Genomic DNA, 21513 nt, shown 5'->3' with positions numbered 1-21513 from the left:
TTGGAGCTACTCCCGGATGTCCGCCTCCCGTTTCCTGCCCCTCGCGCTGGCCGCCTTCGTCGCCACCGCCGCCTTCGCCCAGACGCCGGTCCCGACCCCGGCCGCTCCGGCCCCCGCGCCCGCCGAAGCGGCGCCGACCCCGACCGCGCCGGTGCCGGCCCAGGCCAAGGCCTGGATCCTGATGGACCACACCAGCGGCCAGGTGCTGGCAGGCGAGAACATCGACCAGGCGTTGGAGCCGGCTAGCATCACCAAGGTGATGACGTCCTACGTGGTGGCCGCCGAGATGGCCGCCGGCAAGGTCAAGCCCACCGACATGGTGCGCATCAGCGAAAACGCCTGGCGCTCCGGCGGCGCCGGCACCGACGGCAGCTACAGCGCGCTGGCGATCAATTCCGAAGTGAAGCTCGACGACGTGCTGCATGGTCTGGTCATCCAGTCGGGCAACGACGCCGCGATCGCCCTGGCCGAACACGTGGCCGGCAGCGAGGCCGCCTTCGTCGACCTGATGAACCGCTATGCCCAGCGCCTGGGCATGAAGAACTCGCACTTCGAGAATGCGCACGGCCTGTCGGCGCCGGGCCACGTGATGACGGCGCGCGACATCGCCGTCCTCTCGCGCGCGCTGATCAGCCAGTTCCCGGACCACTACGCGCTCTACAAGATCAAGGAGTTCACCTACGGTGGCATCCAGCAGTGGAACCGCAACGGCCTGCTGTGGAAGGACGCCAGCGTCGACGGCCTCAAGACCGGCCACACCTCGGCCGCTGGCTACTGCCTGGCCGCTTCGGCCCAGCGCGGCGACCAGCGCCTGATCTCGGTGGTGCTGGGCATCGACACCCAGAGCAAGGCCGACGGCTTCAAGCTGCGCGAGGAAGGCAACCTGGCCCTGCTCAACTGGGGCTTCCGCTTCTTCGAGACCCACAGCGTCTACGACGCCGGTGCCAAGGTGGCCGACCAGAAGCTGTGGCGCGGCGAAGTGGAAAGCGTGCCGCTCGGCGTCACCGAGGCCCTGCGCGTGACCGTGCCGCGCGGCCGCTATGCCGAGCTCAAGCCCAGCATGGACGTGCCCAAGCAGCTGCTGGCCCCGATCGCCAAAGGCCAGCAGATCGGTACCCTGCGCCTGTCGCTGGACGGCAAGGTGGTGGCCGAGCGTCCCCTGGTCGCGCTGGCCGACGTCGCCGAGGGCGGTTTCTTCAGCCGCATGAACGACGACTTCTGGCTCTGGTGGGAAGGCGAATGAGTTCCGCAGGCCGGGCCTGAAGGCCGGGCTGAATGGATGCGGGGCCGGCGCGAGCCGGCCCCTTTTTCTTTGCGCACGGTTGCAGCGCGCGCGGCGCCGGTCGTGACAGAATCGGGCCGTATGCCGGCTCCCGCAGCCGCCGGCGACACATGCAGGGGGCATGTCCGATGGAAGAGGGCGGTGGTGATGACGCGCGCCTGCGCCTGATCCGCGAAGTGGCCGACACCCGGCAGCGCGTGCTGCTGGGCGGCGTGTTCTATCTCGCCGGCTGGGCCGTGGTCGGCGGCTTCGCCTCGGTGTATTCGGACCACCCGGTGGCCGGCGGCCTGATCGCCGCGGCGTTCCTGGTGCTGGCGGCGCTGCGCTTCGTGATGCGCGCCCCCTCGTCCGAACAGCCGGCCGCGCTCCAGGCCGCGTGGCTGGACCGGCAGTGGACGGTGGTGCTGGCGACGTCGGCGCTGTGGGGCGCCGTGCTGTCCTGGGCCCTGCTCGATCCTGCTTTCGAACCGGCGCGCCCGGCGGCGCTGCTGTGCTCGATCGCCTACGCCACCGCCTACGCGCACAACTTCAGCATGCGCCGCGAGCGCGCCCTGCTCGGCATCGCGCTGATCTACCTGCCGGCGCCGGTGTTGCTGGCCCTGGACCGTGATGCGCTGGCGATCACGGTGACGATGGCCGTCTATCTGGTCTATGTAGTGCTCATCCTGTTCCGCAGTCACCGCGAGTACGAACACCGGCTCGACATGGACGAGGCACTGCGGCACCAGCGCGACCAGTACGAACAGCTCAGCCGCACCGACCCGCTGACCGGCCTGGCCAACCGTCGCCACTTCAGCGGCGTGCTCGAGCGGCGCTCGGCCGACGCGCAGGGTTCGCGATCACCGATGACCCTGCTGGTGCTCGACATCGACCACTTCAAGCGCATCAACGACGACCACGGCCACGAGGCCGGCGACGTCTGCCTGGCGCGTTTCGCCGAGCGCATGCGCGAGCTGTTCGTGTCGCCGGATGCGCATCTGGCCCGACTGGGCGGCGAGGAGTTCGCGGTGCTGCTGCCCGGCGTGTCCACGGGCGAGGCCGCCGGCGTGGCCGAGGCCTTCCGCCGCAGCCTGGCCGAGCGGCCGCTGCGCCTGCGCGAAGGCCCGATCGGCGTCTCGGTGAGCATCGGCGTGGCCGGTGCCGACGGCCGCTCGCCGGCCGACGGCGCCGAGCTCTACCGGGCCGCCGACCGGGCCATGTACCGGGCCAAGGCCGAAGGCCGCGACCGGGTCCGCATCGACGGCGCCTGAGCCGCCCGGCGGGCTTGGGACACCGGTCCTCCGGCCCCATAATGGTGGGCATGAGCATCCAGTCCGACAACCCCGAGCACGGCTTCCAGTTTCCCGGTGTGTTCGAGATCAGCGCCATGGGCGCCACCGACGCCGACCTGCACCTGGTCATGCCGATGGTGCTCGAGGCCCTGGGCCTGACGGTCTATCCCGACCGCACCCGCATCAAGCCCTCGACCAAGGGCAACTACGTCTCGGTGACCCTGGTCTTTGAGGCGCACTCGCGCGAGGACTACGACGCCGCCCACGGCGCCCTGCGCGAGCACCCGGCCGTGAAGTGGACGCTTTGAAGGGCCGCTGCATGGGACAAAAAAGAAGCCGCCCGATGGGCGGCTTCCTGTTTCTCAGCGGTGAAACTGCGAGTCAGGGGGCCGGCGGATCGGTATCCGTCTCCGCCTCCTCCCCCGATCGGATGTAGCTCAGCTTCGCGCCGGGCGGAAGGCGGCACACGACGGTGCCGGGCTGCTCGCTCGTGCCGCTCATTTCCGTGAAGTTGATGATCTTCAGGCCTGCAAGGAAGGGGGACGCGGCCACGGTCTGGGTGGCCGGAAGCTGGATGCCAGCCGTGTCGATGCCCACCGTCAGGGTGCATTCGATCGTGCCGTTCCCCGCGTACGCAAAAACCAGGACAACCGTAAGCCCCGAATCCGCGCTCCAGGACCCGTCCGCGTCGTGCACGATCGGGCAGATCGTGTACTTGTTGGTGTTGGTGGTCTTGTTCTGGACGCCGTCGGCACGGATCGCCAGGGTGTCGTAGGTCGACGTCTGGCCATACGGCTGGCATTCGGCAGGACTGAACTGCTTGTTGTCGTTGGCGGCATGTGCGTTGGAAAGCGCCAAGCCTGAAAGCAAGGAAATCGAGAGTGCGGCGGAAAGCGTACTTCTTGTCTTCATGGTGGACTCCGGGTTGGCCACGATGCTGTGACCGCAGTTTTCTGGAAGGAAACCTCGGGACAGCGCCTTTTCAGTTCAGTATCAAATTTGCTTCCGAGTGGCGTAAACAACGATCTGGGTACTTCCGTCCGGAAGCGACACCTGGAAGGACCGGGTGAACGGAAGGTCTTCGTTGATGGCCATGCCCAGCATCAGAGCGGCTTCGCCGATGCTGCCCGGATTGTCATAGACCATCTCGATTCGACATATGGAGCTTCTGCATTCGATGCTGCTTTGCAGCGGGGGGGTGGCTCCCACTTCCTGCAGGTGTTCGGCGCTCAGCGACTCCTCGATCTGGCGGGTGGTCGCGAGCGCCCAGGCGGGCGAGACCGCTTCGTTGGCGACCCGGTTCTCCAGCGACGACTGCAGCGCTTCGGAGGCGATGCGGGACGCGGCGATGCGCTCGCTCAGGGTCTGCCGGCTCGCTGCGCCGTCCTGTTCTCGCGAGCGCTCCGATGCCGACGCGCGGCGCCCCTGGATGTCGGCCACGAGCCTGTCCAGCTTCTCTTCAAGCGCCTGCTGCCTGAGCGCCTGTTCGGCCAGCTGGGCGGCCAGGCCGTTGTCTGCTTCCGCGGCCGCGGCCGCGGGCGTCTGCAGGCGCGACAGGCCATAACCGCCAGCGGCGGCTGCGGCCAGGCAAACGGCAGACGCCATGATCTTGAGCGCAGTATTCATTCCAGTCCGTCCATTGGCCGGAGCGGCACGAGGGCCGCTCCGACCGTGCCTGCGTCGTGAGGACGCGGTTACGGGTCGATGGTGTCGGTGCCGACGCTCTCGTAGACCTGGGCGAACGAGAACTTGGCTTGCGGCGGAATGCGGCAGGTGAACGTCGCGGCCTGGAAGCTGTCGCCCGCTGCCTCCGGGAAGGTCGCAACCCAGAGGTTGTAGGGCACCGCGCGCACCGCGTTGACGGTGTCGGAGACCGGGCCGGGCACGACGTTGTAGTCGCCCAGGTCGGTGCCGATGGTGCGGGTGCACTGGATGCTGCCGTTTCCTTCGTAGACGAAGTACAGCAGCATCGACTGGCCGCCTTCACCTTCGGGATCCCAGGCCGACTCGCCGTCGCGGCCGACGCCGCAGATGAAGTACTTGTTGGAATTGGTGGTCTTGTTCTGGATGCCGTCGGCGCGGATCGCCAGGGTGTCGTAGGTCGACGTCTGGCCGTACGGCTGGCAAAGGCCCGGGCTGATCATCTTGGCGTCGGAATCGGCTTGTGCGGACAGCGGCGCCGTCAGCAGCAGGACAGCGGCAAGGATCTTGGCGTTCATCGGAGCTCCGGATCGATTGGGAGAGGCGCCGAATCGGGTTCGGGCCTCAAGGGGTGGGTGTCGGTGGAGATGTCACCGGCGGGACGAAGAAGCGCTTAGCCCCCGGGGGGCCGGCGGGTGAGTCCCGCCGGCTGGCAAACCTTGCGGAAGACCGGGTGAACGAGGCCGCGCTCCACTGGCGCGGCGACGAATCACGGGGCCGGCGGAGCCGGGTTGGTCGCGGTGTCTTCGCTGTACTGGTAGAAGCTCAGCTTGGCCTGGGGCGGGAGGCGGCAGGTCATCGTCGCCGGCTGGAACGACTCGCCAGCGCGTTCTTCGAACTGGATCGCCCACAGGTTCCCAACATAGGGAACGGCGTTGGCGGAGACTGCGACCGGGCCGTCGTCGACGCCCGCGACATCGGTGCCGACCGTGAGGGTGCACTGGATCGTGCCGTTGCCGGTGTAGACGAAGTACACGATCATCCCCATGCCGTTCTCGGCAGTCCAGCTGCTTTCGGCATCGCGGTCGAGCGGGCAGATCACGTACTTGTTGGTGTTCGTGGTCTTGTTCTGAACGCCGTCGGCGCGGATCGCCAGGGTGTCGTAGGACGACGACTGGCCGTAGGGCTGGCACTGGCTCGGCCCGACGGTCTTGCTGTCTGCGAGCGCGGCCTGCGACACGGTCAGCGTGATGACGGCCGCGGCGAGGCGAGAGATGGACTTGGACATGGTTGGCTCCTTGGTTGCACAATGCCGCCGTGCGGGATCGAAGCCATCAGGCCGTTGATCCTCCCGGTCGGGGTTGAGGTCTGTTTTGTTTGGGGTCCGCGCCTACATGCGCGCCCGTGTCAATTTCGTCTACGTGTACAAGAACGCAAGCGCGCGCCGCATGCGGACATGCTCACGACTTGGGACGGTCGCGATACGCATAGACGATCATCTGCGTGCTGCCATCCGGCAGCGTATCGCGCACTGCGCGGGTGTAAGGAAGGCGATCGGCGATGCCCATGTTCAGAACGGTGCCTGCATCGATGGCGTGATCGGGATTGGAGAACACCATTTCGATCCGGCACATCGTGCTCCGGCATTCGATGGTCTGGCCCAGCGGAGGCTCGGCGCCGATTTCGCGGATATCGGCCGAAGCCAGCGCCGCCTCGATGCTGCGCGACGTTTCCAGGGCCCACTGCGGCGACACCGGCTCGGACAGGACGGACTGCTCGAGTTCGGCGCGCACGTCGCGCGATTTCGCCGCGGCGGCCTCGAGGTCGAGCACCGGCGCCGGCGGCGAACGGCGAGGCGCGGATGGCGAAGCGCCGCGCTCAAGATGCGCCGCGAGCCGGTCAAGCTTCGCGTTGAGTTCGGCGTAGCGCTTCTCCTGCTCGCGCTCGATCCGGTCCATGCGGTCGCCATCGCCGTCGGCGGACAACATCGTGGCGGGACTTTCCTTGACCAGAAGCATCACCGTGCCGATGCCGGCAGCGAAGATGGCGACAGCCAGGAGGCCTTTGACGAGCGGTTGCATATTCGAGGAACTCCGGAGCGTGGGGTTCCCAGTAGAACGATGCATGGCGGGCTTTTCGGACATTTCCCTCGGCGGGAGCGGATATCATGTCGCTCCGCCGAAGTTCCCCTGCGAGCCCAGACATGCTGAACGCGTCCTGCCCCGAAGCCACATCTGCCTGCGCCGGCGATGCGGGCCGGGCATGGGCGGTGCGTGAACTCGGCCGTCAGCCCTACGTGCCGGTATGGCGCGCGATGCAGCGCCTCACCGACGCCCGCGGCCCCGACACCGAAGACGAGCTGTGGCTGGTCGAACACGATCCGGTGTTCACGCTGGGCCAGGCCGGCAAACCCGAACACGTGCTGGCGCCGGGCGACATTCCGGTGATCAACGTCGACCGCGGCGGCCAGGTGACCTATCACGGCCCTGGCCAGATCGTGGCCTACCCGCTGGTGGACCTGCGCCGGCTGGGCCTGGGCGTGCGCGAACTGGTCTGCCGGATCGAACAGGCCGTGATCGACGTGCTGGCCGCGCAGGGCATCGCCGCGGTCCGCAAGGAGGGCGCGCCCGGCATCTACGTGGACGGCGCCAAGGTGATGGCCCTGGGCCTGCGGGTCCGCCGCGGCTGCAGCTTCCACGGCCTGGCCTTCAACGTGGCCATGGACCTGGAGCCGTTCCGGCGCATCAATCCCTGCGGTTTCCAGGGGCTGGAAGTGACCTCGGTGCTAGACTTGGGCGGCCCCGGCGACCCGGCTGCGCTCAAGCCGGCCCTGGTCGCGGCCCTGTCCGCCCAGCTGGGCCTGAGGCCCCGATTTTCGCCCGAACCGCCCGACCTGACCCCGCCCGCCTGAGTCCCCGCGCCCATGTCCGACCCCGCCGCCAAGACCATTCCCCTGCAGGTGCTGGGTTCCCCCCTGGTCGAGGGTGCGAAGCAGCTGGGCGGCGACAAGATCGGTAAAAGCCCGGTCAAGTTCGACGAAAACGCGCCGGTCCTGCGTAAACCCAGCTGGATCCGGGTCCGCATTCCGGCCGGCAACGCGGTCGCCAAGCTCAAGTCCAAGCTGCGCGAGAACCGCCTGGTCACCGTCTGCGAGGAGGCCAGCTGCCCGAACATCCACGAGTGCTTCAGCCACGGCACCGCGACCTTCATGATCCTGGGCGAGGTCTGCACCCGCCGCTGCAGCTTCTGCGACGTCGCCCACGGCCGGCCCAAGCCGCCCGACGCCGGCGAGCCGGCCAGCCTGGCGCGCACCGTCGCCGACATGGGCCTTCGTTATGTGGTGATCACCTCGGTGGACCGCGACGACCTGCGCGACGGCGGCGCCCAGCATTTCGCCGACTGCATCCGCGAGGCGCGCGCGCTGTCGCCGAACCTCAAGATCGAGATCCTCACGCCCGATTTCCGCGGCAAGGGCCGCATGGACCGCGCGCTGGAGATCCTGGCCACGAATCCGCCGGACGTGTTCAACCACAACCTGGAAACGGTGCGCGAGCTGTACCCGAACGTGCGCCCGGGCGCCGACTACGACTGGTCGCTGCAGCTGCTGCAGCGCTTCAAGGCCCAGCACCCGGACGTGCCGACCAAGAGCGGCATCATGCTGGGCCTGGGCGAGACCTGGGACCAGGTGCTGGGCGCCCTGCGCGACCTGCGTGCCCACGACGTGGACATGGTCACCATCGGCCAGTACCTGCAGCCGACGCCGCACCACCATCCGGTGATGGCGTACTGGACCCCGGAACAATTCAAGGCCCTGGAGGTCGAAGGCCTGGCGATGGGCTTCACCCACGTGGCCTCCGGCCCGATGGTGCGCTCGTCCTACCATGCCGACCGAATGGCGGCTGAAGCCGGGTTCGTTGCTGACCCCGCCTGAACAAGGGCGGGGGTATGCTCGGGACGCACGGCTTCGATAGCACTATCGGCACAGGCCCCGCCGTCCCCGGGGGCGCAAGCTGACCCCCTGATTCCCGGAAGCTCCCCATGCTCAAGCACAAGCTGATCGCCCTCTCCGCCGCCCTGCCGCTGGCCCTGGCCGTGGCCGCCAGTTCCGCCCCCGGCGGCAGCGCCCCGACCAGCCTCGAGGAGCTCAGCCCCAGTGCCGAACAGGCCGCGGCCGCGCGCCTGGTCTACGGCATCCTGTCCGACAGCCGCTACGTCTACCGCGCCAAGCCGCTGGACGATGCGCTGTCGGCCGAGATCCACCGCCGCTACCTGGAATCGCTCGACAGCCAGAAGCTGTTCTTCACCCAGGCCGACATCACCCGCTTCGAGGCCTACCGCAACGGCCACGACGACGCGATCAAGAACCAGCGCCTCGACCCGGCCTACGAAATCTTCAAGACCTACCTGCAGCGCGTCGACGAGCGCGTCGCCCACGCGCGCCGCCTGCTGGCCAAGCCCTTCGACTTCAGCAGCAACGAGACCTGGGCCTACGACCGCGAGGACGCACGCTGGGCCGCCAACGCCGCCGAGCTCGACGAAGCCTGGCGCAAGTACGTCAAGAACGACGCGCTGCGCCTGCGGCTCGCCGGCCGCGACCAGGCCGAGATCCGCAAGACCCTGGACAAGCGCTACGCCGGCCTGGCCGAGCGTGTGCACGAGCTGCGCGGCGACGACGTGTTCGAGTCGTTCATGAACGCCTACGCGACCTCGATCGATCCGCACACCAGCTACATGGCGCCGCGCAGCGCCGAGAACTTCAACATGCAGATGCGGCTCTCGCTCGAGGGCATCGGCGCCGTGCTGCAGCGCCAGGACGAATTCGTGGTCATCCGCACCATCGTGCCGGGCGGTCCGGCCGACAACGGCGGCAAGCTCAAGGTCGGCGACCGCGTGGTCGCGGTCGGCCAGGGCGCCAGCGGCCCGATGGTGGACGTGGTGGGCTGGCGCATCGACGATGTGGTCGCGCTGATCCGCGGCAAGAAGGGCACCCAGGTCCGCCTGGACGTGCTGCCCGCCGAGGCCGGCACCGACGCCAAGCCGCAGCCGATCAGCATCATCCGCGACAAGGTCAAGCTCGAGCAGCAGGCGGCGCAGAAGCGCGTGATCGACATCGGCGACCGCCGCATCGGCGTGGTCGAACTGCCGACCTTCTACCTGGACTTCGAAGCCCGGCGCCGCGGCGACAAGGACGCGCGTTCGGCCACCGCCGACGTCGCCAGACTGCTGCGCGAGCTGCGCGCCGAGAAGGTGGACGGCGTGGTGATCGACCTGCGCGACAACGGCGGCGGCTCGCTGCTGGAGGCCGTCGAACTCACCGGCCTGTTCATCGACCAGGGCCCGGTGGTGCAGGTGCGCGAGACCGGCGGCCGCGTCAGCGTGGAATCCGACGACATGACCGGCGTGGCCTGGGACGGCCCGCTGGCCGTGCTGGTGAACCGCAGCTCGGCCTCGGCCTCGGAGATCTTCGCCGCCGCGATCCAGGACTACGGTCGCGGCCTGATCATCGGCGAGCCGACCTTCGGCAAGGGCACGGTGCAAAGTCTCATTGACCTCGACCGCTTCCCGCGCAAGGACCAGGCCAAGTTCGGCCAGGTGAAGCTGACCGTGGCGCAGTTCTTCCGCGTCGACGGCGGCACCACCCAGCATGCCGGCGTGCTGCCCGACCTGGCCTTCCCGGTCAGCCTGGACGCCAGCGAGTACGGCGAGAGCACCTACGACAACGCACTGCCGGCGACCCGCATTGCCCGCGCGCCGCACGGCAACCTGGGCAACCTGGCCGCGCTGCGTCCGCAGCTGCTGCAGCAGCACAAGGCGCGCGTGGCCACCGATCGCGAGTTCCGCTGGTGGGCCGAAGACGTCGCGACCTTCCGCGCCGAGCGTGACAAGAAGACCCTCTCGCTCAACGAAACCGTGCGCGCCGCCGAGCGTGACCGCCTGGCCGCCGAGCGCAAGCAGCGCGAGGCCGAGCGCAAGGCCGCCGGCATCGATGTCGCCAGCCTCGCGCGCGACGACGACGGCCTGGCCGCCAGCGAGCGCAGCGTCGCCCAGCAGGCCGCCGAGGAAGAGGCCGCCAAGAACCGCCCGGATCCTCTGCTGCGCGAGTCGGCGGCGATCCTGGCCGATGCGCTCGACCTGCTGTCGGCCGACCGCCAGCTCACCGCCCAGGTGCTGCCGGTGACGCGCCAGCCGACGGTCTGGGCCGAATAAGCGAAACCGCAACATCCGGATAGCCGGTGCCCGACGGCGCCGGCTAGTCTGGGCGCATGGACAGCCACGCCATCGCCACCCCCGACCGCCGCCTCGACCGCGCCCGCCGCCTGCTGGACCAGGACGACCTGGGCCTGGCCCAGCTCGGCGCCGCCGTCGGCCTCAGCCCCAGCCACCTGCAGCGCAAGTTCCGCGAGCAGTTCGGCCTGAGCCCGGCCGAATACCGCGCCCAGCGCCGCCTGCAGACGCTCAAGCGCGGCCTGCGCGAAGGCCAGGCCGTGACCCAGGCGCTGTACGAGGCCGGCTACGGTTCGCCGAGCCGCGTGTATGAAGACGGCGCCGCCCGCCTGGGCATGGCGCCCCTGGCCTACCGCCGCGGCGGCGAGGGCCTGCAGATCCGCTGGTCGCTGGTGGACACCGCCCTGGGCCTGGCCCTGGTCGCGGCCACCGAACGCGGCGTCTGCGCGGTGTCGCTCGGCGACGACGCGGCCGCGCTGGAAGCGGAGCTGCGCGCCGAATTCCCGCGCGCCGAGCTGCAGCGCGTGGACAGCGGCCGCGACGAGTTCCTGGCGCCGCGCCTGCGCGCGGTCGCCGACGCGCTGGCGCAGAAGGACGGCCAGGTGCCGGTGGAGCTGATCGGCACCGCCTTCCAGCAGCGCGTCTGGTCGGCGCTGATGCGCATCCCCGCCGGCGAAACCCGCAGCTATGCCGAACTCGCGCAGGAGCTCGGCGCGCCGCGCGCCGCCCGCGCCGTCGCGCGCGCCTGCGCCAGCAACCGCGTCGCGGTGCTGGTGCCCTGCCACCGCGTGATCCGCGGCGACGGCACGCCCGGCGGCTATCGCTGGGGCCTGCCGCGCAAGCAGGGCCTGCTTGCGGCAGAATCGGCACGGCACAGGGAAGGAAAAAAGAGCCGCGCATGAGTGCTGGAAAATCCGCGGCACCCTCGGCCCTGGCGGTCGGCCTGGCCCTGGCGTCGGTGTACCTGGTCTGGGGCTCCACCTATCTGGCGATCCGCGTCGGCCTGGAAGGTTATCCGCCTTTCCTGATGGGCAGCCTGCGCTTCGTTGCGGCCAGCCTGGTGTTCTACGCCTTCCTGCGCTGGCGCGGCCATGCGCCGCCGACCCGTGCGCAGTGGAAAAACGCGGCGATCATGGGCCTGTTCATGATGCTGCTGGGCAACGGCCTGGTGAATGTTGCCGAACAGACGGTGTCGTCGGGTCTGGCGGCGGTGGCGGTGGCCTCGATGCCGCTGTGGGCCGGCCTGTTCGGCATGCTGCGTGGCCAGCATCCCAGCCGCGGCGAGTGGACCGGCCTGGTGATCGGTTTCCTCGGCGTGGTCTGGCTCAACTTCGACGGCGAGATGCGCGCCAGCGCAGTCGGCATGGTCGCGCTGCTGCTGGCGCCGATCGCCTGGGCCTGGGGTTCGGTGTGGAGCCGCGGTCGCGACCTGCCGGCGCCCTTCATGAGCACGGCGGCGCAGATGCTGTGCGGCGGCGTGGCGATGGGCGTGCTCGGCCTGGCGCTGGGCGAACGCATCGTCGAAGTGCCGCCGCTGAAGGCGACCCTGGCGGTCGGCTACCTCGCGGCCTTCGGGTCGATCGTCGGCTTCAGCGCCTACGTCTGGCTGCTGCACCACGTGCGGCCGGCGCTGGCGACCAGCTACGCCTACGTCAACCCGCCGATCGCGGTGCTGCTGGGCGCGCTGCTGCTGCACGAGCGCGTGGGCTGGGACGCGGTCGGCGCGATGGCGGTGATCCTGCTCGGCGTGGTGATCATCACCCGCGCCAAAGCGCGCGTGACGTAAGGCAGCTCAGGACCCGCGCGGTTTCGGTCCACGCAGCAGGGCCAGGCGCGCGCGGAACCAGGCGCCCGCGTCGATGGCCGCCGCTTCGCCGCACTGCACGCGGTAGGGACGGCCGGTGAAGCTGCTGCGCGAAGCGGCGAGTTCGATGAAGGCCTCGGCGCTGTCCACGCCGCCACGCTCGCGCACGTAGTCGTATTTGCGGCGCAGGTGCGCGGCGGCGCGCGCGCCGTCGTGCCAGCGGCCGTTGCGCTGGAAGCGGCAGGGCGAATCGCGTAGGCCGGCGATCAGGGCGGTGATCTCGCGCTCTGCGTCCGCGGGCGTCGCCTGTGCCGGCAAGGGAGCCGCCAGGACCAGCGCGAGCAGCAGGGTGAAGGTCCGCAATCCGCGGCTGCAGTCAGGAAAGCGCATGCCGGCACCGGCCTGTCGCCGAGCGGCGGCCAGGCCCACGATCAACCTTCCGGGCAGGGCCCGCCGGCGTTGGCCCAGGTGGTGAACGCGGCGATGAACTCGGCGTGCGGCACCGGCACCGGCGCGCGCTCGCCGCCCGGGTTCCAGCCCCACAGCACCAGCGCGTCCTCGCTGACGTGTTTGGTGAGCGCGGCGAAATCGCGGCCGCCGTTGCGGGCTTCGTCCTTCACCATCGCGCAGAGTTCGGCCGGCGGCAGCCCGATCCAGGCCATCTTCATGTCCGGCGGCGGCAGCTGCCAGTGCGGCGCGCCGGGCGGCGCATGCGGCCCGTAACTTGCCGGCGGATTGGTTTCGCCGTGGCAGGCGCTGCAGGGCAGGCCGGGCGCGCCCTTGCCCTCGGGGCCGCGCGCCACGTTCTGCGCGTGCAGCAGGCCGGCGTCGAACTGCAGCGGTGCATCGCCTTCGATGTGGCAGTTCTGGCAGCGCGGGTGCTGGAACACCTGCTGCACGGTGGCGAAGGCGGCGACGCCGGCCGCGCGCTCTTCGGCGGACGGGCCGCAGGCGGCCAGCGGCAGGGCGAGGACGATCGGCAGCAGCTTGCGCATGGTCGTCTACTCAGCCCGCAGCCAGTTGCAGCGGCAGTTCGCGCAGGCGCTGGCCGGTGAGTGCGAACACGGCGTTGGCGACCGCGGGCGCCACCGGCGGCACGCCGGTTTCGCCGATGCCGCCCATCTTCTCGCCGCTGTTGAGGATGTGGACTTCGACCACCGGCATCTCGGCCAGGCGCAGGATGCGGAAGTCGTGGAAGTTCGATTCCTGCACGCGGCCGTCCTTGAAGCTCAGCCGGCTGTGCAGCGCGGCGCTGAGACCGAAGGCCACGCAGGACTCCATCTGCGCGGCGACGTTGTCGGGATTGACCGCCATGCCGCAGTCCACCGCCACCACCACCCGGTGCACGCGCGGCGCGCCGTCCACCAGCGACACCTCGGCCACCTGCGCGCAGAAGCTGCCGAAGGAGGCATGCACGGCGATGCCGCGGGCGCGGCCTTCGGGCAGCGGGCTGCCCCAGCCGGCCTTTTCGGCGGCCAGGTTCAGCACGCCCAGATGCCGGGGCTCGTTCTTGAGCAGCGCGCGACGGTATTCGACCGGATCCTGGCCTGCCGCCTGCGCCAGCTCATCCACCAGCGACTCCATCGCGAACGCGGTATGGCTGTGGCCGACCGAGCGCCACCACAGCACTTTCACCCCGGTCTCCGGCGAATGCAGTTCGACCCGGCGGTCGGCGACGGACTTGAGGTAGGGCGAATCGGCCACGCCTTCCACCGAGGTGTGGTCGACGCCGTTGTGGATCATCATCGGCGCCATCGGCGTGCCCGCCGCCAGCGACTGGCCGACCAGCACCTGGTGCCAGGCGGTCGGCAGCCCGTCCTCGCCCAGCGCCACCTTCGCGCGGTGCAGGAAGGCCGAACGGTAGTAGCCGCCGCGGATGTCGTCGTCGCGGGTCCAGACGGTCTTCACCGGCGCGCCCGCGGCCTTGGCCACGTGCACGGCCTCGACCACGAAGTCCGATTCCGCGGTCGCGCGCCGGCCGAAGCCACCGCCGAGGAAGGTGGTGTGGATGAAGACCTGCTCGGGCTTGAGTCCGGTGATGCGCGCCGTATGCCCCTGGTCCAGGGTCTGGAACTGCGTGCCGGTCCAGACATCGCAGCGGTCGGCGCCGATCTTCACCGTGCAGTTGAGCGGCTCCATCGGCGCGTGCGCCAGGTAGGGCACCGCGTATTCGGCTTCCACCTGCTTGCCGCCCTTGGCCAGGGCCGCGGCGGCGTCGCCGGCATCCGCGGCGCGCGTGCCTTCGGTGCCGGCGAGGCGCTGGAACTCCGCGCGAAGGGCGCCGGAGTCGAGGCCGGCGTGCGGCCCGAGGTCCCATTCGAGCTTGAGCGCGTCGCGGCCGAGCTTGGCGGCCCAGAAATGATCGGCAACCACGGCCACGCCGCTCGGCACCTGCACCACATGGCGTACGCCGGGCACCGCCTTGGCGGCGCTGTCGTCCAGCGTGACCAGCTTGCCGCCGAACACCGGCGCGCGCGCCACCAGGGCGGTAAGCAGGCCGTCGAACTGCACATCCATGCCGAACACCGCGCGCCCGGTGATCTTGTCCAGGCCGTCCAGGCGCTTGGCGCCCTTGCCGATCAGCTTCCAGTCCTTCGGGTCCTTCAGCGCGACCTGGGCCGGCGCGGCGAGCTTGCCGGCGTCGTCGGCCAGTTCGCCGAAACGCGCGCGCTGTTCGCCGGCGATGACTTCGCCGTTTTCCGTGCGGCAATCCGACGCCGGCACGCCGAAGCGTGCGGCTGCGGCCTGCACCAGCAAGGCGCGCGCGGTGGCGCCGGCATTGCGGTAATTGTCGAACTGCGCCCAGGTCGTCGTGGAGCCGCCGGTGCCCTGCATGCCGAACACGGGATTGGCGTAGGCCGGCGCCGCCGGCGCGTGTTCGGCCTTGATCTTCGTCCAGTCGGCGTCGAGCTCTTCGGCGATCAGCATCGACAGCGTGGTCCAGATGCCCTGGCCCATTTCCGAGTTCGCCAGCAGCACGGTGACGCTGTCGTCGGCGCCGATGCGCAGGAAGGCGTTGGGCACGAAGCCGGCACTGGCCGCCGCCGGTTCCTGCGCGAACGCGAACCGCTTCGCGCCCGGCACGACGAAGGCGACCACCAGGCCGCCGCCGATCAGGGCGCTGGCCTTGAGGAACTTGCGGCGGGAGAGGGTGTTCTCGGCGTTCACGGTGGACCTCCGTGCAGCGGAAATGTCGACGCCCGCGGCCTGCGCGGGCGTGCGGATGTCAGGTCTTGGCGATCTCGGCGGCGCGGTGCACGGCCGCGCGGATGCGCGGGTAGGTGCCGCAGCGGCAGAGGTTGCCGCTGAGCGCGGCGTCGATCTGGGCGTCGTCGGGATTGTTGACGACGGTGAGCAGGGCCGCCGCGGCCATGATCTGGCCGGACTGGCAGTAGCCGCACTGCACGACGTCGAGCTCGGCCCAGGCCTTCTGCACCGGATGGCTGCCGTCGGCCGACAGGCCTTCGATGGTGGTGATGGCCTTGCCGGCGACCGCGCTGGCCGGCGTCACGCAGCTGCGCAGCGGCGCGCCGTCCACGTGCACGGTGCAGGCGCCGCATTGCGCGATGCCGCAGCCGAACTTGGTGCCGGTCAGTCCCATCAGGTCGCGCAGGACCCAGAGCAGGGGCATGTCCTGCGGCGCGTCGACCTCGTGTTCTGTTCCGTTGACGGAAAGCTTCATGGGGTCTCCCTGGCGGCGGCTGGGCAAGGTCCCGAGACTACTCCTGCTTTTTTTCACTTCCAATCCCACCTTCGGGGAAGGCGGCCAGGTCGGCGGGGCGGTCGATGTCCTGTGAAAGCCCGGGCGCGGCGACGGCCGTCACCCGCGCTGCCCGTTCGCGCAGCAGGCCGCGGGCGCCGCGGTCGCCGTCGAAGGAGAGGGCCCCGAACCAGGCGCGCGGCAGCAGGGCCGGCACGCCCAGAACGCCGGCGTAGGCGCTGGCCGCGGCGCGGTCCGGGGCGGCGCGCCAGGCGGTGACCAGGGCCTGCAGGTGGGGGATGTCGAGGGCGGGCTGGTCGCAGAGCAGCACCAGGGCGCCGTCGCAGTCGTCCGGCACCGCGGCCAGGCCGGCGCGCAGCGAGGCGCCCAGGCCAGCGGTCCAGTCCAGGCAGTCCACCCGCTGCAGGGGCAGGCCGGCCGTCGCCGCCTGCACGGCCTGCGACTGTGCGCCCAGCACCAGCAGGGCGCAGGCGGGCGCGGTCGCCAGCCCGAGCCGGGCGGCGCGTTGCACCAGGGATTCGCCCTCGAACACGAGCAGCTGCTTCGGCTGGCCCAGGCGGCGCGAACCGCCGGCCGCGAGCAGCACCAGCGCGTGCCGCGGCGCGCTCATCCGGGCGCGTGGAAAAAACGCTGCAGGTCGGCGGCGATGGCCAGCGCGATCGCTTCCGGGCCTTCGCCGCCGAGCGGCAGGCCGACCGGTGCGCGCAGGCGCGCCCGCAGCGCGTCGCGACCGGCGGGTTCGAGCAGGGCCAGCAGTTCGTCGCGGCGCGCCGGCGGGCCGAGCAGGCCGACGTAGGGCACCGGCATCGTCGCCAGCGCGCGCAGCGCCTCAAGGTCGGCGCTGGCCTGGTGGGTCATCACCAGCACGGCGTCGGGGGCCGGGCCTTCCGCCAGCGCGGCGGCGGCGCGCGCGTGCAGGCGGCGGTCGGCATCGGCCAGGCGCTGGGGATCGAGCAGGCCTTCGCGGTGGTCGGCCACCGTAGCCGCCCAGCCCAGGGTGGCGGCCAGGCGCAGCAGCGGCGGCGCTTCCGGGCCGCCGCCGATCAGCATCAGTCGCGGCGCGGCGCGGATGCGCAGACGGGCGAGCGGATGGCCGGCGTTTTCGTGCAGGCCGTGCGGCCAGCTCGCCGCCGCGTCGGGGATCGAGGTGCCGAGCCTGGCGTGCTGCCCGTCGGACCAGGCCCAGGCATCGCCGGGGCGGGCCGCGTCGACGGACACGGCCAGCTCGACGTCATGCCCTGCGGCCTGCGCGGCCAGCAGCAGGTCGAGCAGGGCCTGCGGCGCATCCGCGGGCACTGGCCAGGCCAGCACGCGCATGCGGCCGCGGCAGCCGGACCCCGAACCGAACAGCAGGTCGTCGTCGCCCAAGGTGTCGAACACCGCGGCTTCGGCGCGGCCCGAGGCCATCGCCCGCTGGGCGAGCTGTTCAAGCGCCGGCTCCAGGCAGCCGCCCGAGAGCGTGCCCTGGCGCTGCCCGTCCTCGGCGACTACGGCGAGCGCGCCGGGTTTGCGGTAGGTCGAGCCCTCGCTGTCGGTGACCAGCGCGAGCGCAAAATGGCGGCCCTCGTGGCGCAGCGCACGGGCGCGTTCGAGCACGCCGCGGTTGCCGCCAGCGCTCATCGCGGTGCCTCCGAAAGCGCCGAGACCAGGGCCTCCCAGGGCAGCAGCACGCAGCGGTGCCGGGCCGGGTGCGCGGACACGCCGGCCAGGGCGCCCAGGTCGTCGAGACCGGCGGCTTCGCCGGTGCTGACGCCCGCGCGCAGCGCCGCCAGGCGCGCGCCGATGCCGTCGGCGTCGCGGCCGGGCACGTCGCAGGCCATCAGGGATGCGGAGGCGGTGCAGAGCAGGCAGCCTTCGGTCCGGTGCTGCAGGCGCGCGATGCGGCCGTCGCCGTCCAGCTGCAGCGTCAACACGATGCGGTCGCCGCAGAGCGGGTTGCTGGCTTCGGCGCGATGGCTCGGCGCCTCGAGCTCGCCGCCGTGGCGCGGCGCGCGGCCGTGCTCGAGCACGAGCTCGCGGTAGAGGGCGGCGAAGGTGTCGGCGGTCGACATGTGCCCCGATTAGCGCATGGCGCCGGAGGGCCGGCAAGCCCGCTCAGGCCGGGCGGCCGTCTTCCTTGGGCGGGGTGGCGCCGTCGCAGGGCGGCACCTGTTCGTCGCAGTGTTCGTTCGCGGCCAGCATCGGCTGCTGGCGCGAACGCCACCAGCCGTCGAGCGCGTAGATCGCCAGCGCGAACCAGATGGCGCCGAAGCCGACCGCCTGCACGCCGCTGAAGGTTTCGCCCAGCAGCAGCACGCCGCTGAGCAGCTGCAGGGTCGGCGCGATGTACTGCAGGATGCCGACCAGGGAATAGGGGATGCGGCGCGCGCCGTAGGCGAAACCGATGAGCGGCAGCGCCGTCAGGGCCCCGCCGAAAACCAGGAGCGCATCGCTGCCCCACGTTCCATTCCCGAACGCGCCCACACCCTGCACCTGCGCCCACGCCAGCCACGCCACCGCCGGCACCAGCAGGATCAGGCTCTCGATCGCCAGGCCGGGGATCGCGTCCACGTTCGCGGTCTTCCGGATCAGGCCGTAGATGGCGAAGCTGAAGGCCAGCGCCAGCGACACCCAGGGCGGCTGCCCGTGTTGCACCGCCAGCCACAGCACGCCGGCGGCGGCGATCGCCACCGCGGTCCACTGCGCGCGGTTCAGGCGTTCGCGCAGCACCAGCACGCCCAGCAGCACGTTCACCAGGGGGTTGATGAAATAGCCGAGGCTGGCCTCGATCACGCGGCCGTTCGTCACCGCCCAGATGTAGATGCCCCAGTTGAAGCTGATCAGCAGGCTGCTGGCCACCAGCAGGCGGCCGACCTTCGGCCGCGCCAGCGATTCGCGCAGCCAGGCCGTGCCTTCGCGCAGCAGCAGGTAGCCGACCACGAACACGGCGCACCAGACGATGCGGTGGGCGATGATCTGCAGCGAGGGCACGTGCTTGAGCAGGTACCAGTACAGCGGGAACACGCCCCACAGCACGTAGGACGCGATCGCGGCGCTCAGGCCCTTGCGGTGGATGGCGGGGGCGGGGACGGTCTGCACGGCGGCTCCGGGTCGGGCCGCGATTATCCCCCCGGCGCCGGTTCCATGCCTGGAACGCTGAGCGGCGGCATTTGCCCGGGGGCGGAGGGTGACGGACGCGGCGCCGGCCGCGTCCGTCCGGGACGGATCACTGCGTGCGCAGCGCCGTCGTGACCTGCATGCGCGCGGCGCGGATCGCCGGCAGCAGGCCGCCGATGAAGCCGATGATCATGGCGATCACCAGGCCGGTCACGACCAGGGACGGCGTCACCGCGAACTCGAACACCACCTGGGTGAAGCTGGCCTGGCTCAGGGTCGACACCGACAGCCCGTTGAACAGGACGTAGGCCGCGATGGCGCCGATCACGCCGCCGACCAGCGACAGCAGCACGGCTTCCACCATCACCGAAGCCAGCACCGGCATGCCGCCGAATCCGATCGCGCGCAGCGTGGCGATCTCGCGGGTGCGCGTGGACACCGCCGCATACATGGTGTTGAGTGCGGCGAAGATCGCGCCCAGGCCCATGATGAAGGTGACCACGAAGGCCAGGCCCTCGATCGTCTGCCGAACGCCCTTGGTCTGGGCGCTGTAGTAGGCCTGTTCTTCGGTCACGTCCACGGCGAGCCGCGGATCGGCCGCCAGGGCCGCGCGCAGCGTGGCGATCGCGGCCGGCGACTCCAGGCCGACCCGCACGGCGCTGACCGCATTGCCGCGGTTGAACGCCGACTGCGCGGTGCCCAGGTCGACCCAGACCTCGCTGTCGTTGGCGTCGCCGGCGGTGAAGTGGCCGACGATGGTCCAGTCCGAGCCGCGCATGCGCAGGGTGTCGCCGAGCGCGGTGCCGGCGAACTGGCCGGCGACGCCGTTGCCGACGATCACCTCGCGCTTGCCCGGCGCGAAGGTCCGGCCCGCGGTGATCTTCAGCTGCGGGCGGATCGCGAACGAGGCCGGCTCGACGCCGCGCAGGGTCACGTTGGCGACGGCGGCGGGATCGTCCTTGCGGCCCAGCTCGGTGATCACCATCAGCTCGCCGGCGGCCAGCGGCTCGCCGTCGGGGCCCTTGCGGATGCCCGGACCGAGCTTGATCAGCTGGACGCTGTCGCCGCCGAAGCCGGAGTTGAGCTCGGCGCCGGACTGGCCGCGCAGCACGATGGCGTTGTCGCCGCGGCCGGCCGACTGCAGGGTCGACGAGAAGCCGTTGGCCATCGCCAGCAGCGCGGTGAACACCGCCACCACGCCGGCCAGGCCGATGACGATCACCAGCGACGGGCCCCAGCGTTCGGGGATGGACCGCACGTTCATGGCGGTGATCGCGAGGATCTGCTTGATCATGTCGGTTCTCCTCAGCGGCCCGCGAGGGCGTCAACGATGCGAAGCCGGCGCGCCCGCAGCGCCGGCATCAGGCCGACGGCGAGGCTCAGCACGATGATCGCCACCAGGCCGGCGATCCAGACCTGGGCGGTCAGGATGATCGGCGGCAGGAAACCCCCGGCCGCCTGCGTGATGCCCTGGCTCAGCACCCAGGCGATCACCAGCCCGACCAGCCCGCCGATCGCGCACAGCGCCAGCGTCTCGGCCAGCACGAAGCCCAGCACGGCGTTGTCGGTGAAGCCCAGGGTCTTGAGCACGGCGAACTGCGGCACGCGCTCGCGCACGCTCTGCGCCATCGTGTTGCCGACCACCAGAAGCAGGGTGAAGAACACCGCGAACAGGATCCAGCGCAGCATCAGGCCGATGTCGCCCAGCTGCTTGAGGAAGTTCACGTTGAAGTCCTTCTCCGACATCGTGCGGGTCTCGTCGGCGGTGTTCTCGAAGCGCTTGTCGATGGTCTGGGCGATCGCCTCGGCCATGCCCGGGTCCTCGATCTTGAGCGAGAACATGCCGGCCAGCCCGCCGCCGAACATCGAGGCTTCGGAGAAATAGGCATGGTTGATGTACATGCCGCCGGTCTGCCCCTGCCACTGCTCGTCGATGCCGTCGTAGATGCCGACGACCTCGAACTCCCAGTCCTTGCTGCCGTTCTTCTGCGGGAAGATGTTCGAGGCCAGCGGAATGCGGTCGCCGACCTTCCAGCCGGTGCGGTCGGCGACCTGGCGGCCGACGATGATGCCGGTGCGGGTGCGGGCGAAGGCCTGCCAGTGTTCCTCCGGCATCACCCACTCCGGGTAGACCTCATGCAGGCGCTCGGGGTCGACCGCGAAGGTGAAGATCTCGGTGTTGTCGGCCTTGTTCACGCCGCCGAACCACTGCTGGTACATGGCGCGCTCGACGCCGGGGATCGCGTCGATCTCCGGGACCATGCGCATCGGCAGCGAATTGGTGAAGGACACGCGCGACTGGGTGACCAGCCGGGTGGTGCCGACGAAGTCGGCGCCGCTGCTGAACACGACGATCACGGCCTGCAGCAGGCCGAACAGCGTGAACGCCGTGATGACCGACAGCAGCGTCAGCCACGTGCGTCCCTTGCGGTGGAAGAGGTTGGCGAGTACCAGTCCGGTGCGGGTCATGGCG

General features: G+C 70.5%; 22 protein-coding genes and 1 pseudogene. 8 read left to right on the top strand and 15 right to left on the bottom strand.

Annotation, left to right across the window (positions count from 1 at the left end; all coding sequences use genetic code 11):
• Window positions 1-16: 16 nt before the first annotated feature.
• From E1B00_RS11620 to E1B00_RS11610, 3 genes are all read left to right on the top strand, one after another.
• Window positions 17-1243 carry a D-alanyl-D-alanine carboxypeptidase family protein gene (locus E1B00_RS11620; RefSeq protein WP_139448903.1) on the top strand — a complete coding sequence of 409 codons (1227 nt, stop codon included), beginning with the start codon at window positions 17-19 and terminating at the stop codon, window positions 1241-1243.
• Window positions 1244-1410: 167 nt separating this feature from the next.
• The gene (locus E1B00_RS11615; RefSeq protein WP_139448902.1) at window positions 1411-2532 is read left to right on the top strand and encodes a GGDEF domain-containing protein; all 1122 of its coding nucleotides are present in this window, start codon (window positions 1411-1413) and stop codon (window positions 2530-2532) included.
• 50 nt (window positions 2533-2582) lie between these two features.
• The gene (locus E1B00_RS11610; protein ID WP_139448900.1) at window positions 2583-2861 is read left to right on the top strand and encodes a DUF493 family protein; all 279 of its coding nucleotides are present in this window, start codon (window positions 2583-2585) and stop codon (window positions 2859-2861) included.
• A 73-nt stretch (window positions 2862-2934) separates the two neighbouring features.
• Here the strand turns inward: E1B00_RS11610 and E1B00_RS11605 are convergent, their stop codons facing one another.
• The 5 genes from E1B00_RS11605 to E1B00_RS11585 form a co-directional block, all read right to left on the bottom strand.
• Window positions 2935-3465 (bottom strand): hypothetical protein, encoded by a 531-nt coding sequence (locus E1B00_RS11605; RefSeq protein ID WP_139448898.1) that lies wholly within the window; start codon window positions 3463-3465, stop codon window positions 2935-2937.
• Window positions 3466-3546: 81 nt separating this feature from the next.
• Window positions 3547-4179: a hypothetical protein gene (locus tag E1B00_RS11600; RefSeq protein WP_139448897.1), complete on the bottom strand. Its 633-nt coding sequence runs from the start codon at window positions 4177-4179 to the stop codon at window positions 3547-3549.
• A 68-nt stretch (window positions 4180-4247) separates the two neighbouring features.
• Window positions 4248-4772: a hypothetical protein gene (locus E1B00_RS11595; RefSeq protein ID WP_139448895.1), complete on the bottom strand. Its 525-nt coding sequence runs from the start codon at window positions 4770-4772 to the stop codon at window positions 4248-4250.
• A 191-nt stretch (window positions 4773-4963) separates the two neighbouring features.
• The gene (locus tag E1B00_RS11590; RefSeq protein ID WP_139448893.1) at window positions 4964-5482 is read right to left on the bottom strand and encodes a hypothetical protein; all 519 of its coding nucleotides are present in this window, start codon (window positions 5480-5482) and stop codon (window positions 4964-4966) included.
• A gap of 172 nt (window positions 5483-5654) precedes the next feature.
• Window positions 5655-6275 carry a hypothetical protein gene (locus E1B00_RS11585; protein WP_139448891.1) on the bottom strand — a complete coding sequence of 207 codons (621 nt, stop codon included), beginning with the start codon at window positions 6273-6275 and terminating at the stop codon, window positions 5655-5657.
• Window positions 6276-6397: 122 nt separating this feature from the next.
• Between E1B00_RS11585 and lipB the strand changes: the two genes are divergently transcribed.
• From lipB to yedA, 5 genes are all read left to right on the top strand, one after another.
• Window positions 6398-7105 (top strand): lipoyl(octanoyl) transferase LipB, encoded by a 708-nt coding sequence (gene lipB, locus E1B00_RS11580; protein WP_139448890.1) that lies wholly within the window; start codon window positions 6398-6400, stop codon window positions 7103-7105.
• A 12-nt stretch (window positions 7106-7117) separates the two neighbouring features.
• Window positions 7118-8125 carry a lipoyl synthase gene (lipA, locus tag E1B00_RS11575; RefSeq protein ID WP_139448888.1) on the top strand — a complete coding sequence of 336 codons (1008 nt, stop codon included), beginning with the start codon at window positions 7118-7120 and terminating at the stop codon, window positions 8123-8125.
• A 107-nt stretch (window positions 8126-8232) separates the two neighbouring features.
• Window positions 8233-10401, top strand: coding sequence for a carboxy terminal-processing peptidase (locus E1B00_RS11570; protein WP_139448886.1), 2169 nt, complete (start codon window positions 8233-8235; stop codon window positions 10399-10401).
• Between the two features lie 56 nt (window positions 10402-10457).
• A complete protein-coding gene (locus tag E1B00_RS11565; protein ID WP_139448885.1) occupies window positions 10458-11321 on the top strand; it encodes a bifunctional transcriptional activator/DNA repair enzyme AdaA in 864 nt (287 codons plus the stop codon).
• Window positions 11318-12205 (top strand): drug/metabolite exporter YedA, encoded by an 888-nt coding sequence (gene yedA, locus E1B00_RS11560; protein WP_139448883.1) that lies wholly within the window; start codon window positions 11318-11320, stop codon window positions 12203-12205. The genes E1B00_RS11565 and yedA overlap by 4 nt, the downstream gene beginning before the upstream one ends.
• 6 nt (window positions 12206-12211) lie before the next feature.
• Here the strand turns inward: yedA and E1B00_RS11555 are convergent, their stop codons facing one another.
• The 10 genes and pseudogenes from E1B00_RS11555 to E1B00_RS11510 all read right to left on the bottom strand — a co-directional run bounded on the left by E1B00_RS11555 (window position 12212) and on the right by E1B00_RS11510 (window position 21509).
• Entirely contained in the window at window positions 12212-12613 is a 402-nt protein-coding gene (locus E1B00_RS11555; protein WP_139448882.1) for a YfeK family protein, read from the bottom strand.
• A 41-nt stretch (window positions 12614-12654) separates the two neighbouring features.
• On the bottom strand, window positions 12655-13218 hold the full coding sequence (locus E1B00_RS11550) for a hypothetical protein (protein WP_139448880.1): 564 nt from the start codon (window positions 13216-13218) through the stop codon (window positions 12655-12657).
• Between the two features lie 10 nt (window positions 13219-13228).
• Window positions 13229-15391 carry a xanthine dehydrogenase family protein molybdopterin-binding subunit gene (locus tag E1B00_RS11545; protein ID WP_139448879.1) on the bottom strand — a complete coding sequence of 721 codons (2163 nt, stop codon included), beginning with the start codon at window positions 15389-15391 and terminating at the stop codon, window positions 13229-13231.
• 58 nt (window positions 15392-15449) lie between these two features.
• Window positions 15450-15905, bottom strand: coding sequence for a (2Fe-2S)-binding protein (locus tag E1B00_RS11540; protein WP_139448877.1), 456 nt, complete (start codon window positions 15903-15905; stop codon window positions 15450-15452).
• A 37-nt stretch (window positions 15906-15942) separates the two neighbouring features.
• Window positions 15943-16554 (bottom strand): nucleotidyltransferase family protein, encoded by a 612-nt coding sequence (locus E1B00_RS11535; protein ID WP_139448875.1) that lies wholly within the window; start codon window positions 16552-16554, stop codon window positions 15943-15945.
• Window positions 16551-17564 (bottom strand): XdhC family protein, encoded by a 1014-nt coding sequence (locus E1B00_RS11530; RefSeq protein WP_139448873.1) that lies wholly within the window; start codon window positions 17562-17564, stop codon window positions 16551-16553. Before E1B00_RS11530 ends, E1B00_RS11535 begins: the two co-directional genes overlap by 4 nt.
• Complete coding sequence (gene sufU, locus E1B00_RS11525) at window positions 17561-17995, bottom strand: Fe-S cluster assembly sulfur transfer protein SufU (protein ID WP_139448871.1); 435 nt, start codon at window positions 17993-17995, stop codon at window positions 17561-17563. Before sufU ends, E1B00_RS11530 begins: the two co-directional genes overlap by 4 nt.
• A gap of 121 nt (window positions 17996-18116) precedes the next feature.
• Window positions 18117-19022, bottom strand: a pseudogene (gene rarD, locus E1B00_RS11520) (EamA family transporter RarD); the annotation flags it as partial.
• A gap of 127 nt (window positions 19023-19149) precedes the next feature.
• On the bottom strand, window positions 19150-20334 hold the full coding sequence (locus E1B00_RS11515) for an ABC transporter permease (protein WP_139448867.1): 1185 nt from the start codon (window positions 20332-20334) through the stop codon (window positions 19150-19152).
• A gap of 11 nt (window positions 20335-20345) precedes the next feature.
• On the bottom strand, window positions 20346-21509 hold the full coding sequence (locus tag E1B00_RS11510) for an ABC transporter permease (protein ID WP_139448865.1): 1164 nt from the start codon (window positions 21507-21509) through the stop codon (window positions 20346-20348).
• Between the last annotated feature and the right edge of the window lie 4 nt (window positions 21510-21513).

The sequence above is a fragment of the Arenimonas terrae genome (assembly GCF_006265115.1).
GTDB classification, from domain to species: Bacteria; Pseudomonadota; Gammaproteobacteria; order Xanthomonadales; family Xanthomonadaceae; genus Arenimonas; species Arenimonas terrae.
Note: the sequence above shows the minus strand (reverse complement) of the source record. Positions and strands in the feature narration are given on the sequence as shown.